The organism is Microbacterium umsixpiens (assembly GCF_053543675.1).
This window is the reverse complement of sequence record NZ_JBLVOH010000025.1, coordinates 1-16,142: the sequence shown is the minus strand read 5'-3', so window position 1 is coordinate 16,142 and position 16,142 is coordinate 1. Positions and strand designations below refer to the sequence as shown.

Annotated in this window: 15 protein-coding genes; 5 read left to right on the top strand and 10 right to left on the bottom strand. The window is 69.9% G+C overall.

What is annotated here, in order from left to right:
• Positions 1-8: 8 nt before the first annotated feature.
• The gene (locus ACNPM4_RS02660; RefSeq protein WP_448984607.1) at positions 9-413 is read right to left on the bottom strand and encodes a VOC family protein; all 405 of its coding nucleotides are present in this window, start codon (positions 411-413) and stop codon (positions 9-11) included.
• 74 nt (positions 414-487) lie between these two features.
• Here ACNPM4_RS02660 and ACNPM4_RS02655 point away from each other — a divergent pair, with 74 nt between their 5' ends.
• Positions 488-1,066 carry a TetR/AcrR family transcriptional regulator gene (locus ACNPM4_RS02655; protein WP_448984606.1) on the top strand — a complete coding sequence of 193 codons (579 nt, stop codon included), beginning with the start codon at positions 488-490 and terminating at the stop codon, positions 1,064-1,066.
• A gap of 79 nt (positions 1,067-1,145) precedes the next feature.
• Here the strand turns inward: ACNPM4_RS02655 and sucD are convergent, their stop codons facing one another.
• From sucD to ACNPM4_RS02640, 3 genes are all read right to left on the bottom strand, one after another.
• The gene (gene sucD / locus ACNPM4_RS02650; protein WP_029262294.1) at positions 1,146-2,048 is read right to left on the bottom strand and encodes a succinate--CoA ligase subunit alpha; all 903 of its coding nucleotides are present in this window, start codon (positions 2,046-2,048) and stop codon (positions 1,146-1,148) included.
• A gap of 18 nt (positions 2,049-2,066) precedes the next feature.
• Entirely contained in the window at positions 2,067-3,233 is a 1,167-nt protein-coding gene (sucC, locus tag ACNPM4_RS02645; protein WP_045252498.1) for an ADP-forming succinate--CoA ligase subunit beta, read from the bottom strand.
• Between the two features lie 113 nt (positions 3,234-3,346).
• A complete protein-coding gene (locus ACNPM4_RS02640) occupies positions 3,347-3,700 on the bottom strand; it encodes a DUF2510 domain-containing protein (RefSeq protein WP_105711583.1) in 354 nt (117 codons plus the stop codon).
• 59 nt (positions 3,701-3,759) lie between these two features.
• On the opposite strand from ACNPM4_RS02640, the gene ACNPM4_RS02635 reads away from it, so the two are divergent.
• Together ACNPM4_RS02635 and ACNPM4_RS02630 are read left to right on the top strand one after the other, a co-directional pair.
• Positions 3,760-4,419, top strand: coding sequence for a TetR/AcrR family transcriptional regulator (locus tag ACNPM4_RS02635; RefSeq protein WP_448984605.1), 660 nt, complete (start codon positions 3,760-3,762; stop codon positions 4,417-4,419).
• A 63-nt stretch (positions 4,420-4,482) separates the two neighbouring features.
• Positions 4,483-5,718 carry an acyl-CoA dehydrogenase family protein gene (locus ACNPM4_RS02630; protein ID WP_448984604.1) on the top strand — a complete coding sequence of 412 codons (1,236 nt, stop codon included), beginning with the start codon at positions 4,483-4,485 and terminating at the stop codon, positions 5,716-5,718.
• Positions 5,719-5,751: 33 nt separating this feature from the next.
• On the opposite strand, the gene ACNPM4_RS02625 is transcribed toward ACNPM4_RS02630, so the two are convergent.
• Together ACNPM4_RS02625 and ACNPM4_RS02620 are read right to left on the bottom strand one after the other, a co-directional pair.
• Entirely contained in the window at positions 5,752-6,273 is a 522-nt protein-coding gene (locus ACNPM4_RS02625) for a GNAT family N-acetyltransferase (protein WP_051662552.1), read from the bottom strand.
• Positions 6,274-6,275: 2 nt separating this feature from the next.
• The gene (locus tag ACNPM4_RS02620; RefSeq protein ID WP_029262288.1) at positions 6,276-6,764 is read right to left on the bottom strand and encodes a hypothetical protein; all 489 of its coding nucleotides are present in this window, start codon (positions 6,762-6,764) and stop codon (positions 6,276-6,278) included.
• A gap of 64 nt (positions 6,765-6,828) precedes the next feature.
• On the opposite strand from ACNPM4_RS02620, the gene ACNPM4_RS02615 reads away from it, so the two are divergent.
• Positions 6,829-8,280 (top strand): phytoene desaturase family protein, encoded by a 1,452-nt coding sequence (locus ACNPM4_RS02615; protein ID WP_448984603.1) that lies wholly within the window; start codon positions 6,829-6,831, stop codon positions 8,278-8,280.
• 60 nt (positions 8,281-8,340) lie between these two features.
• Entirely contained in the window at positions 8,341-9,384 is a 1,044-nt protein-coding gene (locus ACNPM4_RS02610; protein WP_448984602.1) for an ATP-dependent DNA ligase, read from the top strand.
• 15 nt (positions 9,385-9,399) lie between these two features.
• Here ACNPM4_RS02610 and ligD read toward each other — a convergent pair whose 3' ends face one another.
• The 4 genes from ligD to ACNPM4_RS02590 all read right to left on the bottom strand — a co-directional run.
• Positions 9,400-10,473: a non-homologous end-joining DNA ligase gene (gene ligD / locus ACNPM4_RS02605; protein ID WP_448984601.1), complete on the bottom strand. Its 1,074-nt coding sequence runs from the start codon at positions 10,471-10,473 to the stop codon at positions 9,400-9,402.
• Between the two features lie 70 nt (positions 10,474-10,543).
• Complete coding sequence (locus ACNPM4_RS02600; RefSeq protein WP_448984600.1) at positions 10,544-11,683, bottom strand: SseB family protein; 1,140 nt, start codon at positions 11,681-11,683, stop codon at positions 10,544-10,546.
• A 62-nt stretch (positions 11,684-11,745) separates the two neighbouring features.
• Entirely contained in the window at positions 11,746-14,220 is a 2,475-nt protein-coding gene (locus tag ACNPM4_RS02595) for an ATP-dependent helicase (protein ID WP_417507276.1), read from the bottom strand.
• 104 nt (positions 14,221-14,324) lie between these two features.
• A partial coding sequence (locus ACNPM4_RS02590) for an esterase-like activity of phytase family protein (RefSeq protein ID WP_448984599.1) occupies positions 14,325-16,142 on the bottom strand: 1,818 nt, incomplete at its 5' end.

Here is a 16,142-nt window from a genome sequence, read left to right as displayed (position 1 = left end):
TGTGGTGTTCAGCCCCCGTAGGCGGCGGCGAACTCCGCGGACGGCTCGATCGGCTCGATCACGTCGATCAGCACACCACCGGGAGCCTCGACGATGAAGTGCCGCTGCCCGAATGCCTCGTCCCGCAGGGGCAGCCGCTCCGGCAGCCCGCGCTCCCCGACCAGCCGCGCGTATTCGGCGGCAGCATCGGGGACCTCGACGTTGAGCAGCAGTCCGCGCACCGGCTCGCGGAAGCCTTCCGGGATGGTCTCGTGTGTCCGGTCCAGAAGCGCGAGCTCTCCGCCGGCGAAGCGCAGGCTCACGTACCAGTCGGCCTCGAACGTCGTCTCGAAGCCGAGTTCCTCGCGGTAGAACTGCGTGACAGTGGCGACGTCGTCGACCATCAGCACCGGATAGAAGCTCGTGATCTCCATCATCTCTCCTTTTACGTACAGTGTGTTTGTATCTTTCCGCTAGAATACATACACGCCGCACGTAAAGGAACCCCATGCCCCGAGCATCCGCCGCCGACGCCGCTGAGACCGCACGCCGGATCCTCGATGCCGCGACCGCGCACTTCACCGAACAGGGATACGCCACCGCGTCCGTCGACGAGATCGCCCAGGCGGCCGGAGTCACCCGCGGCGCCGTGTACCACCACTACTCGTCGAAGCCGCTGCTCTTCGCGGCGGTCGCTGCGGCACAGCAGGAAGTCGTCGCGGGGGCGATCGTGCAGGCCACTGCCGCGGGCGTTCCGGACGCCGCACTCCGCGACGGCAGCCACGCGTTCCTCGACGCCATCACCCGAGGAGCGGCTTCGCGCATCCTCCTCGTCGACGGCCCGGCCGTGCTCGGCTGGCAGGAATGGCGAAAGCTGGATGCCGATGGGCCCGAGCGGGAGCTGCGCCTGGGACTACTCGAAGCCGGGGCCGCCCCCGCCCTCCTCGACGCCCTGACCGCGGCGCTGTCCGGAGCGATGAACGAACTCGCGCTCTGGCTCGCCGCGCACCCGGACGATACCGACGCGCGGACGCAGGCCCACACGGCGCTCGACGACATTCTGGACGCGGTGGCCCCGCGCACCTGACTCGACGGTCCACCAACCGAGGGGATGAAAGAAGGCCCCGGAGTGGAGTCCGGGGCCTTCAGATCAAGCGTAACTCAGATCAGAGCGACTCGATGATCGCGCGCATCAGGTCTGCCGTCTCGGACGGCGTCTTGCCGACCTTGACGCCGGCGGCCTCGAGGGCCTCCTTCTTCGCCTGAGCGGTACCGGCCGAGCCGGAGACGATCGCACCGGCGTGACCCATGGTCTTGCCCTCGGGAGCCGTGAAGCCCGCGACGTAGCCGACGACCGGCTTGGTGACGTGCGCCTTGATGTAGTCGGCCGCACGCTCCTCGGCGTCGCCGCCGATCTCTCCGATCATGACGATGGCCTTGGTCTCGGGGTCGGCCTCGAACGCGGCGAGCGCGTCGATGTGCGTGGTGCCGATGACCGGGTCGCCGCCGATGCCGATGGCGGTCGAGAAGCCCAGGTCGCGCAGCTCGAACATCATCTGGTAGGTCAGGGTGCCCGACTTCGACACGAGGCCGATCGGCCCCTTGCCCGTGATATTCGCCGGCGTGATGCCGACGAGCGCCTCGCCCGGCGTGATGATGCCGGGGCAGTTCGGGCCGATGATGCGAGTCTTGTTGCCCTTGCTCTGTGCGTAGGCCCAGGCCTCGGCCGAGTCGCCGACGGGGACGCCCTCGGTGATGACGACGAGCAGCGGGATCTCGGCGTCGATGGCCTCGATCATCGCGTCCTTCGTGAAGGCGCCGGGGACGAAGGCGATCGACACGTCGGCGCCGGTCTCCTTCATGGCCTCGGCGACCGAGGCGAAGACGGGCAGCTCGACGGCGTTGCCGTCCTTGTCGGTGTGGGCGACCGTGGTGCCGGCCTTGCGGGCGTTCACGCCACCGACGACCTGGGTGCCGGCCTTGAGCATCAGCGCGGTGTGCTTGGTGCCCTCGCCGCCGGTGATGCCCTGGACGATGACCTTGGAGTCCTTGTTGAGGTAGATCGACATTCTTCTAGTCCTTCAGTCTCAGGCGTTGGCGAGCTCGGCGGCCTTGTCGGCGCCCTCGTCCATCGTGGCGGCCAGGGTCACGAGCGGGTGCGCGTACTCGGCGAGGATCGCGCGACCCTCGTCGACGCGGTTGCCGTCGAGGCGCACGACGAGCGGCTTGGAGGCCGTGGCGCCCAGCGTCTCGAGGGCGCCCTTGATGCCGTTGGCGACGGCGTCGCACGCCGTGATGCCACCGAACACGTTGACGAACACGCTCTTGACCTGCGGGTCGCCGAGGATGACGTCGAGGCCCGCGGCCATGACCTCGGCCGAGGCGCCGCCGCCGATGTCGAGGAAGTTGGCCGGCTTCACGCCGTTGTGGTTCTCGCCCGCGTAGGCGACCACGTCGAGCGTGGACATGACGAGCCCTGCGCCGTTGCCGATGATGCCGACCTCGCCGTCGAGCTTCACGTAGTTGAGGCCCGATGCCTTGGCCTTGGCCTCGAGCGGGTCGGCGGCGTCCTTGTCCTCGAGCGCCTCGTGCTCCGGGTGACGGATCTCGGAGGCGTTGTCGTCGAGCGTGACCTTGCCGTCGAGCGCGATGATGTCGCCTTCTTCGGTGCGCACCAGCGGGTTGACCTCGACCAGCGTCGCGTCCTCGCCCTTGTAGACGTCGAAGAGCTTGACGAAGACGTCGGAGACCTTCTCGACGAGGTCTTCGGGGAAGTTCGCCGCGCGAGCGATCTCGACGGCCTTCTCCTTGTCGATGCCCGTGAGCGGGTTGACCTCGACGCGCGCGAGCGCCTCGGGACGCTCCACCGCGAGCTCCTCGATCTCCATGCCGCCCTCGACCGAGCAGAGGCTCAGGTAGGAGCGGTTGGCGCGGTCGAGCAGCACGGAGAAGTAGAACTCCTCGGCGATGCGCGCGCCCTGCGCGACCATGACGCGCTTGACGACGTGGCCCTTGATGTCGAGGCCGAGAATGGCCTTCGCTGCCTCGTACGCCTCATCGGGCGTCTTGGCGACCTTGACGCCGCCCGCCTTGCCACGGCCGCCGGTCTTGACCTGAGCCTTGACGACGACCACTCCACCGATCTTCTCGGCGGCCGCCCTCACCTCTTCAGGGGTGTCCGCGACGATGCCGGCGAGGACCGGCACTCCGTACTTTTCGAAAACGTCTCGTGCCTGGTACTCGTACAGATCCACTGTGGTTCCTTCACTGGGCTGCTGTCTGGTAATTCTCTCGATGTCGAGACATCGACCAGTCCCCCAGCCTACTACCTCGGCCTGGACGCTCCTGCGGCCGCGGCATCGCCGGGTCAGCGCAGTGCCGGTACACCGAAGCGCCGCGACGGCAGCGCGACCAGACGGAGCTGGCGCGCGATCACGATCGGGACGCACACCGCCGCTGTGCCGGCCGCCACGATCACGGGGCGGACGGCGACGACCGGCAGCGAGCCCCACAAGGCGATGAGGATGGAGACGACCATCAGGGCGACCAGCACCACCTCTGTCAGGATGAGCTGCCTGCGCACGGACGCCCTGTCCTCGGCGAGCGTGGTCGTCCGCCCTCGCACCGCGATGTGCTCGGTCCAGCGCGAGCCGTCCCACCAGCGCAGGGTGCCGCGTCGCCGGGTCTCGAACCATCCGGCCGCAATTCCGCGCTCACTCACGCTCTCAGTATGACGGCCTCGCCTCGGCGTCTCCGCCCGCCGAGGTCTAGGCTTTCGCCATGCACGAATCCGCAGAACTGCGCACCGGCGTCGTGGCCGCAGCGCTCGAGCTCTTCAGCGCCCAGGGGTTCGACCAGACCTCGGTGGAACAGATCGCCAAGGCCGCCGGTGTCTCGCGCTCGACCTTCTTCCGCCAGTTCGGCGGCAAGGAAGACGTGGTGTTCGCCGACCACGAGGTGCTCCTCGAGCAGCTCAGGGAGTTCCTCGACCAGGGGCACGACGACCCGTGGGGCGCGGTGTGCGCGGCATCCGAGTCGGTCTTCGCGCATTTCGCACACGACCCCGAGCTCGCCCGCCGTCGCTACCAGATCGTGCGCGAGGTGCCCGTGCTGCGCGAGCGAGAGATCATCACGGTCTTCCGCTATGAACGCCTGTTCGACGAGTACCTGCGCGGCGCACTTCCCGGCGTCGACCCGCTGGATGCCGTGGGCTTCGCCGCTCTCGTGACCGCGGTGCACAACCACGTGCTGCGCCAGCTGCTGCGCGGCCGCAAGAAGGTGCCGCTGTCGACTCTGCAGACGGCTTTGGCCGACGTGCGCCGCCGCTACGGCGTGGCGGGCGAAGCCGCCACCGCCCCGGATGACATGGTCGTCGCGGTGTTCCCGCGCTCGATGCCGATCGCCGAGGTGTCCCGCCGCCTGCAGTCGGAACTCGACTAGCCGCTCCAGGGTCGTGGAACCGAGTATCGAGGAGTACGATACTCAGGTCCACGAAGGAGCCCCATGAGCGATGCAGCCACCCCGTTCCCCGGCGAGCGCGTCTCGTCGTACGACATCACCGCGCGTCAGGACAGCGACTACTACGCCGTCTTCACCGACATCCCCGCCGCTGACCGCGAGGCGTGGGACCGGGCGAAGTCCTATGTCGACGAGGTCGCCCCGCAGATGGCGGACGCCTGGGACCGCGCGGAGTACCCGCTCGAGGCCGCGCGCCGGATGGGCGAGATGGATCTCGTCGTCGATGGCGTCCAGCACCCCGCTCTCACGAGCGTGTCGCCGCTGGCTGCCGGGCTCGTCAACATGGAGATCTCCCGCGGCGACGGCTCGCTGGGCACGATCCTCGCGGTGCAGGGCGGACTCGCCCTGCGCACCCTCGCCCTGTTCGGCTCTCCGGCCCAGCAGGAGAGGTGGCTGACCGCTCTCGCCGACGGCTCGGTCCTCGGCTCCTTCGCCCTGACCGAACCCGACCACGGCTCGGACTCCGTCTCCCTCGAGACCGTCGCCCGCCGCGACGGTGACTCGTGGGTCATCCGCGGCGCGAAGAAGTGGATCGGCAACGGCGCGTCCGGCGGCATCACGTTCGTATGGGCGCGGGTCGACGACGAGGGCGCCGACGAACACGGAGCGGTCCGCTGCTTCCTCGTCGAGCAGGAAACCCCGGGTTATGCGGGCAGCGTGATCCGCGGCAAGGCCTCGCTGCGGGCGATCCACCAGGCCCACATCGTCCTGGATGATGTGCGCGTGCCGCTCGACGCCGTGCTGCCGGGGACGAAGAGCTTCAAGGACGCCTCGACCGTGCTGTACGCGACCCGCTCCGGCGTCGCCTGGTCGGCGCTCGGACACGCGACCGCCTGCTACGAGGCCGCGCTCGCCTACGCGACACAGCGCGTGCAGTTCGGCAAGCCGCTCGCGAAGTTCCAGATGGTGCAGGAGCGCCTCACCCACATGCTCGAAGATCTCACCGCCATGCAGTTGTATTGCCGGCGGATGGCCGATCTCGAGACCGCGGGCGAGCTGCGGCCGACCCAGGCGTCGCTCGCGAAGTTCCACAACACGCGCGCCGCGCGACGCATCGCCTCGACCGCCCGCGACCTGCTCGGCGGCAACGGCATCCTGCTCGAGAACGGCGTCATCCAGCACATGGCCGACATCGAGGCCATCCACACCTACGAGGGCACGGAGAGCGTGCAGGCGCTGCTGCTCGGGCGTGACATCACCGGGATGAGCGCGTTCGCCTGAGATCGCAGCCGGCGAGCGTTCGCCGCGGTCTCGTCAGATCGGGCGCACCAGGCACACGAGCCGCTCCCGGTCATCCCAGGACGGCACGCGCTCGAAGCCGCGCGATTCGTAGAGGCGCAGAGCACCCTGTCGCCAGTCCCAGACGGACAGCCGAACTTCGGTCGCGCCTGATTCGGCCGCCGCGTGCACGGCACTGTCGAGCAACGCCGACCCCACACCGCGGCCGCGGGCTGCGGGAACCGCCCAGAGACGTTTGATCTCCGCGATCCCGTCCCGTTCCGAGAGCACGACCACACCGACGACGCGTTCCTCAAACTGTGCGAGCAGAACCCGATGCCCGGCATACGCGGCGGCCGGGGTCTCCACCTCGCGGCGATAGCGTTCCGGGAGCGGGGCGTCAGGGTCCGGAACGGTCTCTTCCTGCTGGTGCTTCTCGAGCTCGGTCTGCAGCAGATAGGCCCGCACCGCGGAACCGACCTCGATCGCATCGGGGCCGGTCAGATCGGCTACGCGGATCACCGGTCGCTCGAGCGGACGGTGCGCGTCGACGCTCACCGTCAGTCGCAGCCGCAGCCGCCGGACGGGGTCTTCACCATGAAGCACAGGTCGCACACGCCGTAGTCCCGCTCCTCCACCGGCTTGGGTGCCTTCTCGGCACGCGGAGCGGAGACACGAGGAGTCGTGGTGCGCTTGGCAGCGCGAGGCGGGGTCAGCGGGATGAACTCGCTCGGGTGGCTGACGTAGAAGTAGGGCGCGCGACCCTCGCTCGGCTGCAGACGAAGCGGAGTGGACCCGACGACGAGCCGTTCGTCCTCGGTGAAACCGTTCGTGTAGGTGCGTCCGATGTGCAGCGCGGCGCCCTCACCGCGACGGATGGCCTCGATGTAGCGACCACGGTCGATGAACGAGCTGATTCCGATCGTCTGGGTGATCTCCGCGATGAACGCGTGGTTCGACGGGTCGATGCGGTGCGCGCGCAGCGCTTCCTGGAGCGAACGGTATGGACGGGAGGTGCCTGCGGGGGTCGGCCCTTGTACTTCTTTCATTTGTTCCAGGATCGCACGCCGCAACCCCCTCTTTCGACCACTCTGCCCGTGCGAGACTGGCCGCATGGCACGCGCGACGATCATCGGATCCGGACCCAACGGCCTCGCCGCCGGGGTGGCGCTCGCCCGCACCGGCTATGAGGTCCGCGTTCTCGAGGCCGCTGACACGATCGGCGGCGGGCTGCGCACCCGAGAAGGGACGCTTCCGGGCTTCCGCCACGACGTGTGCTCCGCCGTGCATCCGGCAGCGGTGTCCTCGCCGTTCTTCCGCGCCTTCCGGCTCGACGAGCGCATCGAATGGATCCGCCCCGACATCTCGTTCGCCCACCCCCTCGACGGCGGCCGCGCGGCCGTCGCCTGGCGGGACATCGAGCGCACCGCCGCCGCCCTCGGACCCGACCGCGACGCCTGGCTGACCCGCCTGCGTCCGCTCAGCACGCACATCGAAGGGGTGACGGACTTCACGGGCAATCAGCTCCTCCGGATGCCGGCCGACCCCGTCACCGCGGTGCGCTACGCGATCCGGATGCTCGACCAGGGCACCCCTCTCGCCCGCGTCTCGTTCCGGGCCGAGGAGGCCGCCGCCCTGATGTCGGGAGTCGTGGCCCACGCGAACTCCCCGCAGCCGACCCTCGCCGGGGCGGCAGCGGGGCTCCTCCTCGCCGCTCTCGCCCACGCCGGGGGCTGGCCCTACCCGCGCGGCGGGTCGCAGACCATCGCCGATGCACTGGTGGCCGACCTCGAAGCGCACGGGGGAACGGTCGAGACCGGTGCGCGCGTGAACGACCTGAGCACCCTGGACGCGGGCGACCCCTCCCGCGGGGACGTGCTCCTGCTGAACACCTCGCCCCGCCTCGCCCTCACCCACCCCGACGTGCCGGCCGGATATGCCAGAGCGCTCCGCGGCTACCGATACGGCGCCGCCGCGGCCAAGGTGGACTTCGCGCTCGACGGCCCCATCCCGTGGTCGAACCCGGAGGTGCGAAACGCGGTGACCCTGCACCTCGGCGGCACCCGCGAAGAGGTGTGGGCGAGCGAGAACGCCGTGGCCGCGGGTCGTGTGAGCGCGCGCCCCTACGTGCTCGCCGTGCAGCCCTCCGTCTTCGACCCGACGCGCGCGCCCGAGGGCAAGGCCGTCCTGTGGGCGTACATCCATGTGCCGAACGGTTCCGACCTCGATCCCACCGAGCTCATCACGGCGCAGGTGGAGCGCTTTGCGCCGGGCTTCCGGGATCTGATCCTGGCTCATCACGCGGTGCCCGCGTCGTCTCGGGAGGCGATCAACCCCGGGGAGATCGGCGGCGACATCTCCGGTGGCGTGTTCGACATCCGGCAGGCGCTGCGGCGCCCCGTGGTCTCTCCGACGCCCTGGCGCACCCCGATGCGCGGGGTGTACCTGGCGTCGGCATCGACTCCGCCCGGCCCCGCGGTGAACGGCATGGCAGGCTGGCACGCGGCCCGCACCGTGCTGCACGACGCGGGGATGCCGGCCGGGCTCGACGACGTGTTCGGCTGACGCTCGATCGGCGGCGACGCCGGGGTACCGGAATCGAGATGCCGCGGCCAGGATGGGAGCATGCGCTACGAGATCCCCGCGCCGATGCTCGCCAAGGCCGTGCCGGCGGTTCCCGATCCGGCGAAGACCTCCGGCGGGCTCCTGTTCGAACCCAAGTGGGACGGCTTCCGCGGCCTCATCGCGTGGGACGGCGAGACCGTGGAGATCGGCTCTCGGGGCGCGAAGCCGCTGACACGGTACTTCCCCGAGCTGGTCGAGGCGATCCCCGAGCTGCTGCCCGGACCGTGCCTGCTCGACGGCGAGATCGTCGTCGCCACCGGACCGCTCGGCTCACAGCGCCTGGACTGGGAGGCGCTGAGCCAGCGCATCCACCCGGCGGCCTCGCGCGTCGCGAAGCTCGCCGTGGAGACGCCGGCGATGTTCATCGCCTTCGATCTGCTCGCCCACGGGGACGACGACCTGTTGGCGCAGCCCTTCGAGGCCCGCCGGTCCCGCCTCGAGACACTCATGGACGGCGTCGAGCATCCGCTGCACATCACCCGCACGACCCGAGACCGCGACGCGGCCGTCCGCTGGCTCGCCGAGTTCGAAGGTGCAGGACTCGACGGCGTCGTCGCCAAGCCCCTCGACCAGCCGTATGCGCCGGGGAAGCGGACGCTGTTCAAGATCAAGCACGCCCGGACGGCCGATGTGGTGGCGCTCGGCTACCGCATCCACAAGTCCGGCTCGGGCGTCGGATCGCTCCTGGTCGGGCTGTACGGCGACGACGGGGTGCTGCGGCAGGTCGGCGGCGTGGCCGCCTGGAGTGACGTGCGGCGGCAGGAGCTCGTCGAGGAGCTCGCTCCCCTCGTCGAGCGCGACGACAGCGGCGAAGCGCTGACCGCAGAAGGCGAGCGGTCGAGGTTCAGCGGCAGCAAGGACGTCTCGTTCGTGAGGCTGCGCCCCGAGCGGGTGCTCGAGGTGCGCTACGACCAGCTCGAAGGCGCCCGCTTCCGCCACACGGTGCAGTTCGAGCGGTGGCGGCCCGATCGCGACGCCCGCTCCTGCGCCTACGACCAGCTCGACACGGTCGCGGGCTACGACCTCGCCGACGTCCTCCGCTGACGGGTTCGCGCCGACTCAGTCCTTCTCGGCGGGAGTACCGTCTTCGTCCCAGTTCGCGGCGACCTTCTTGCTCGGCTGTACGCGGGGCGGCTCCCCCGGCATCTTCGGGAACTCGGGCGGGAACGGCAGCTCTCCCAGTCCGTTCGCCCTGTCGCGCTCCCACCACTCCAGCAGGGTGTCGATGCGGCCGGGAGAAGCCTGCATCGTCGCCCAGGGGTCACCTACCTCCTCGAGGCGCTTCGGGATACTGCGCACCGTGAACGTGCGCGGATCCAGGCCGTCGAGTTCGTCCCACTGCACCGGAGTCGACACCGTCGCCCCCGGCAGCGCGCGGGGGCTGTAGGCGCCGGCCATCGTCCGGTCGCGGTTGGCCTGGTTGAAGTCGACGAAGATCCGCTCCCCGCGCTCCTCCTTCCACCAGTTCGTGGTGACCTGCTCCGGCATCCGCCGCTCCAGTTCGCGCCCGGCCGCGATCACGCCGTGCCGCACATCCAGGAACTCGTGGGTCGGCTCGATGGGAGCGAAGACATGCAGACCGCGGTTGCCGCTGGTCTTGGCGAACGCCTCGAGTCCCGCCTCGCGCAGCACCTCGCGCAGCGTGTGCGCCGCGGTCACGGCATCCGCGAAGTCCGTGCCCGGCTGCGGGTCGAGGTCGATGCGCAACTCGACGGGGTTGTCGGCGTCGGTGGCCAAAGACGCCCAGGGATGGAACACGATCGTGTTCATCTGCACGGCCCAGACGATCGCACTCGCACGGTTGAGCACGATCTGCGGATGCTGACGTCCGCTGTTGTACGTGACGGTGACGGCGTCGACGAAGTCGGGCGTCCCCTTGGGCGGATTCTTCGAGAAGAAGCCCTCGGCGCGCGGTCCGCCCGACGCACCGACGCCGTCACGGAATCGCTCGAGCGACACCGGACGGTTGCCGTTGGCCGCGAGGAAGGGATCCGCGACGAGCTGCACGTACTCGGCCAGTTCCGCCTTCGTGATGCCGAGGTCGGGCCACACCACCCGGTTCGGGCTCGAGAGGGCCACATCGCGCTCTCCGTCGGAGTCGGCGATGGTCAGGGTCACACGTTCTGAGGCCATGCTCCGACCCTAGAGCGATGCTCCGACCGACGGAACCCCGCGCCGGTAGGGGCGAGGGCTCCGGTACCGCTCAGTCGCCGAGGGCGACAGCCAGCGCGAGAACCGGGGTGAGCGCATCCCGCTCGACGACGATCGACGGACCCGCGGAGTCGACGATCACACCCGCCATGTCGGAATGGCTCGACAGGACCTTCGCCAGCTGCTCCGGCTCGAACGGGAGCGGACGGTCTCCGCGGCCCAGCGCGATCACCTCGAGGGGGTGGGAGAACAGCTGCAGGAAGCGGCGGCCGTCGGTGGTCTGCGCCTCGGCGATACCGGCCTGGCCGCTGCCGTCACCCTCGTTCACGGCGACCCACATCCGCTTCACCGCGAGCGCTTCACCGACCTTGAGCGTCGAGTCCTGCTCACGCGGAGCGGCGAGGATCGTCTTGACGGTCATGTCGACGTCGGCCTGCTCGAGCGTCTTCTGCAGCAGATCGGTGGGGAACACCACGCGATGCGGGGCGGAGGCGTTGTCGACGATGAGGCCGGCGAAGTCACCGGACACGACCTGCTGGAGCACGGACGTCACCGGCTGCGCGACGGCAGAGGTCGCGGCGGGGTCGGCTTCGAGCTGCACCGAGTCGCGCACGGCACGGGCCGAGCTGAACGCCAGCATGAACTGCCGGTCGTCGTTGTCGCGCACGACCGCGACCGACAGCGGCTTTCCTTCGCTGATCTGCGCACGCGCGTCGCCGTTCACACGGATGTAGAGGTGGCCCTGGAGCGCCTGACGCATCACACCGAGGAGCTGGTCGTTGCTCGCGCCCGCCTCGATCTCGGTGAGGGCTTCGCGGAGCAGGACGTTGTCCTTCATCCCTGCGACGGTCTCGGTCTGCTCGGGCGGCAGGGGTGAGGCGAGCGGAAGACGCCGTTCCTCGGGAGCTGCGGGCTGCGCGGGCGGAGCGGGCTGCACCGGACGCGGGTCCGCGGCTGCTGCCTCGGGCTGCGCATCGGGGGTCGGCAGCGCGACCTCGGGCCCGGCCTGGGCACCGACGCCACGGAACGCCTGCACCGAGATGCCGATCGACGGCGCCTCGACGGGATGCTCGGCCTCGGTCGCGCCCTGATCGGCGTTCACGGCATCCGACCCGGTCGCGGTCTCCTCCACGTCGGGCGCGGGGGTGACGGCATCGTCTGCGGACTTCTTGCGGCGGGAGAAGAGGGCCATAATCAGCCAGCCTAACCGGCATTCCTCCGCGCGCTCCGCCGGTGACCGGCGCGCGGCGCGGGCTAGATCTTCTCGATCGGCGCGACCTTGATGAGGAGCTTCTTCTGCCCCGCCGAGTCGAACCGCACGTGGGCGATGCGCTTCGCGCCCTCGCCGGTCACGGCATCCACCCGCCCTTCGCCGAAGTCGACGTGACGGATGCGGTCGCCCGCGGTGAGCTCGAGGTCGCCGTTGTCGCGCATCTTGGCCGTGACCCGGTTGGGGAACTTGTCCATCGCGGTCGAGAGCGGCTTGAGGGAGTCGCGACCGGGCAGCGCCTTGACGGCGAACCGGTCGCTGGAGCCGGAACCGCCGAACCCGCCCTGGCGACGGGCATTGAGCGCCCGCGACTGCATGCCCCCGCGGGAGTTCACATCGCCGGGCGACTGCCGCCAGTCGATGAGGTTCGCCGGGATCTCCTGCAGGAACCGGCTGGGCATCGCCACGGTGACCTCGCCGAACTGCGCTCTCGTCATGGCGAGCGACAGGTGCAGCCGCTTGCGGGCGCGTGTGATGCCGACGTAGAAGAGGCGTCGCTCCTCCTGCGGCCCACCGGGCTCTCCCGCCGAGATGCGGTGCGGGATCAGGTCTTCCTCGACACCCGTGACGAAGACGGCGTCGTACTCGAGGCCCTTCGCCGTGTGCATGGTCATGAGAGAGACCGAGCCGGACTCGTCGTCGAGATCGTCGGCGTCGGACACCAGCGCGACCTCGGTGAGGAAGTCGACGATCGTGCCCTCGGGGTTGTTGCGGGCGAAGTCGCGGGCGACGGCCACGAACTCGTCGAGGTTCTCGACGCGGGCCTCGTCCTGCGGGTCGCGGCTGGCGCGCAGCGCGTCGAGGTAGCCGCTCTTGCCGAGCAGCACGCCCAGACCGTCGGCCACGCTCGTGGGAGGCGGCACCTCGCCAGTGGCGGGAGTCAGGATCGCGGCTGCCTCGGCGAGCACGGCGTCGAGCTGTCCGATCGCGGCCTGGATCTTCGGCCCGACACCGAGCTGACCCGGCATCGACAGCGCGTCGCGGAAGCTGATGCCATGCTCTTCGGCGAAACGGGCGATGGCCGTCTCGGTCACATCTCCGATGCCGCGCCGCGGCTTGTTCAGGATGCGTCGCACCGACATCTCGTCGGCCGGGTTCGCGACCGCCACCAGGTAGGCCAGCGCGTCTTTGATCTCGGCGCGGTCGTAGAACTTGGTGCCGCCCATGATCTTGTAGGGCACGGCCGAGCGGATGAAGATCTCTTCCAGCGCACGGGACTGCGAGTTCGTGCGGTAGAACACGGCCATCTCGGAGTACGGCATGCCCGCACGGTGCAGCGCCTCGACCTCGTCGGCGACGAACTGCGCCTCGTCGTGCTGCGAGTAGCCGGTGAAGCCGATGATGGCGTCGCCGTCACCCTTGTCGCTCCAGAGCTTCTTGTCCTTGCGGTCGAAGTTGTTGCCGATCACCGCGTTCGCGGCGGAGAGGATGTTCTGCGTCGACCGGTAGTTCTGCTCGAGCAGCACCACGCGGGCGCCCGGGAAGTCGCGTTCGAACTCGCTGATGTTGCGGATGTCGGCGCCGCGGAAGGCGTAGATCGACTGGTCGGAGTCGCCGACCACGGTGAGCGAGGCGCCCGGTTCGCCGGCGTCCGCCGTGGGCGCGGGATCGGGCTCGAAGATCATCATGCCGTTGGAGGCATACGGGTCGGGGGCCGAGCCCGCGGCGCCCGAGACGGGGCGCGTGAGCTCGTGGATCAGCGAGTACTGCGCGTGGTTCGTGTCCTGGTACTCGTCGACGAGGATGTGTCGGAACCGGCGTCGGTAGGTGTCGGCGACCTGCGGGAACGCTCGGAACAGGTAGACGGTCTGGCCGATGAGGTCGTCGAAGTCGAAGGCGTTGGCCTTCTGGAGCTGCCGCTGGTAGTCGGCGAAGACCTCGACGAAGACCCGCTCGGCCGGGTCGCTCATGTTGGCCTGCCGGGCGTAGGACTCGGCGTCGGACAGCTCGTTCTTCAGCTTGGAGATGCGCGACTGCACGGATGCCGGGGTGAGCCCGTAGGCGTCGGCCTCATGCTCCTTGACCAGGCGCTTCAGCAGCGCGCGCGAGTCGCCGGAATCGTAGATCGTGAACGACTTCGTGTAGCCGAACTGCTGGGCCTCGCGGCGCAGGATGCGGACGCAAGCGGAGTGGAACGTCGAGATCCACATGCCGCGCGCGGCGTCGCCGATCAGTCCTTCGACGCGCTCCCGCATCTCGCCGGCCGCCTTGTTCGTGAACGTGATCGCGAGGATCTGGCTCGGCCAGGCTTCGCGCCCGCGGAGCAGCGAGGCGATGCGGCGGGTGAGCACGCTCGTCTTGCCCGATCCGGCGCCCGCGACGATGAGGAGCGCGGGCCCGCGATAGGTGACGGCCTCGAGCTGTTGCGGGTTCAGGCCGGCGAGGAGATCGTCCTGCCCCGGGGCCCCGGAGGAGCGGGGGCCGACGGATCCGGGGACGATGAGAGGAGCTTCGGTCATGGCCTTATGAGTCTAGGCGTCGGCACCGACATCGCGGCACGAGCAGGCAGCGCCCACGACTGCTGCGGAGGGGTGTGCGGGCGAACCCGCGCACCCCTCCGATCTCAGACGGTGCGCGTGCGGCGGCGGACCGCCACCCCTCCCGCGACCAGGAGCATCAGCGCCAGCGCGATCGCGGCGACGGGGAACTCGGCACCGGTCGCGGCGAGCCCGCCCGCGCCCTCCGAGATGCGGATGTCGGCCCAGCCGAGCAATGCTCCATCGGCGTCGTACACCGCGATCCGATGCGCACCCAGCGCGGCATCGGTCGGGACCGTCACGGTGATCGACCCTGCCGCGGACAGCGTGCCTGTCGCGAGCTGCACAGGGTCGGAGTACATCCACACCGCGATGTCCTCTCCCGCCGCGTCCGCGCCGACGGTGACCGTGACCTTCTGACCGCGGGTGGCGACCGCGGGATCGACCGTCACGCCGTTGCGGTTGCCGTCGACCAGGTCCGTGCCGGGCAGAGGCGGGTTCTGGCCACCCGGGTTCTCGCCGCCCGGGTTCTCCCCACCGGGATTCTCCCCGTCGACGCCCGGAAGCGTGCCGGTGCGCAGCGACTCGGAGGCGAAGCCGTCGGCGAACCACCACACCGGACGCTGACCGTCGACCGAGAGCGAGGCCGGCGCGGTCGCGAAGCCCTCGTTGTTGATGTCGGGCATGCCGGCAGGACGCGCGTACTGGACGATGTCCGGCTGGGCGGTGCCGTTGAGGGCGATCTCTGCCGAACGGCCCTGGCAGCCGTCGTCGCAGACGGCCCAGAGCGTGCCGCGCACGCTGTCGTAGTCGAGAGCCATCACGCCGGCGAGCCCGGGAGCGACCTCCGAGACGAGCGTCGCGGTCCCGTCACCGCGGAGGGCGAACGCGTACACGTGGCCGTTGTCCTCGACCGCCACCAGGAACAGTCCGCCGCCGTGGCCGGCATAGTCCGCGGGCTTGTACGCCGCGCCGGTGTTGTCGTCGAAGAGCTTTCCGGTGAGCGCGGTATCCGGCACCCACTGGACGGCCTCCATGCCGAGGTTCGCACCGACGGAGGGCAGCAGCGCGGTGAGGTCCCACTCCTGCTGGGCGACGAGGTCGCCGTTCGACGCCTCGGGATCGACCTTCAGGACCTTGTTCTGGTTCACGCCCTTGGCGCTGTTGTCACGTTCCGAGGCCACGTACACGAAGCCCTCTCCGTCGACCGTGATGCCCTCGGTGTCCGGGCCTGCGGCACCCGCGTCTGCGGCGTCCTTCTGGAACCGGACCCGCTTGCCCGCATCCCAGCCGTCGACCTTCTCGACCGAGCCGTCGGCGTGCGCCTCGAGCTTCCAGATGCGGCCCTCGCCGTTGTCGACCGCCCAGAGGAACGCGCCGTCGGCGGTCTCCTGCACGTCGAGCCCCGAGCTGTCCTCGAGGAACGTCGGGATGCTGTCGAGCACGCGGACCTCGGCCGATCCGGGCCACGGCGAGACGGTGACCTCGCCGGCGCAGACGTTCGCGGCACCCTTCGTGGACTCTGTCGTCGCGGCGAACGCACCCGTCGTGTCGGGGCAGCGCCCCCAGGTGACGGCCGCGTGGCCCTCGCCCCAGCTGGTCTCGTCGACGAGCAGCTCGCCGTCGAACAGCCGCACCGCGTCGCCGCCGCCCAGGCCGAAGCCGAGCTGCTCGCGCTCGATCACGAGGTACTCCCCCGCGCCGATCGTGGTTCCGGCCGGGATCGAATACGCGTGGGTGTCGTCGTCGTCCTTCACCACGATGCCCGAGACGTCGAGCGCCGCGTCGGTCGGGTTCACCAGCTCCACCCAGTCGTCGGGCGCGCCGCCGTCGGCCTCGACCTCGTTGATGCGCACCGGGTTGCCGCAGGCGTTGCGCAGGCCCTTGGTCGAGACCGCGACATC

What these genes read in the sequence shown, in the direction of transcription:
- ACNPM4_RS02660 (WP_448984607.1), bottom strand. Translation starts at nt 413, where the DNA reads ATGGAGATCACGAGCTTCTATCCGGTGCTGATGGTCGACGACGTCGCC.
- ACNPM4_RS02655 (WP_448984606.1), top strand. Translation starts at nt 488, where the DNA reads ATGCCCCGAGCATCCGCCGCCGACGCCGCTGAGACCGCACGCCGGATC.
- sucD (WP_029262294.1), bottom strand. Translation starts at nt 2,048, where the DNA reads ATGTCGATCTACCTCAACAAGGACTCCAAGGTCATCGTCCAGGGCATC.
- ACNPM4_RS02635 (WP_448984605.1), top strand. Translation starts at nt 3,760, where the DNA reads ATGCACGAATCCGCAGAACTGCGCACCGGCGTCGTGGCCGCAGCGCTC.
- ACNPM4_RS02630 (WP_448984604.1), top strand. Translation starts at nt 4,483, where the DNA reads ATGAGCGATGCAGCCACCCCGTTCCCCGGCGAGCGCGTCTCGTCGTAC.
- ACNPM4_RS02620 (WP_029262288.1), bottom strand. Translation starts at nt 6,764, where the DNA reads ATGAAAGAAGTACAAGGGCCGACCCCCGCAGGCACCTCCCGTCCATAC.
- ACNPM4_RS02615 (WP_448984603.1), top strand. Translation starts at nt 6,829, where the DNA reads ATGGCACGCGCGACGATCATCGGATCCGGACCCAACGGCCTCGCCGCC.
- ACNPM4_RS02610 (WP_448984602.1), top strand. Translation starts at nt 8,341, where the DNA reads ATGCGCTACGAGATCCCCGCGCCGATGCTCGCCAAGGCCGTGCCGGCG.
- ligD (WP_448984601.1), bottom strand. Translation starts at nt 10,473, where the DNA reads ATGGCCTCAGAACGTGTGACCCTGACCATCGCCGACTCCGACGGAGAG.
- ACNPM4_RS02600 (WP_448984600.1), bottom strand. Translation starts at nt 11,683, where the DNA reads ATGGCCCTCTTCTCCCGCCGCAAGAAGTCCGCAGACGATGCCGTCACC.
- ACNPM4_RS02595 (WP_417507276.1), bottom strand. Translation starts at nt 14,220, where the DNA reads ATGACCGAAGCTCCTCTCATCGTCCCCGGATCCGTCGGCCCCCGCTCC.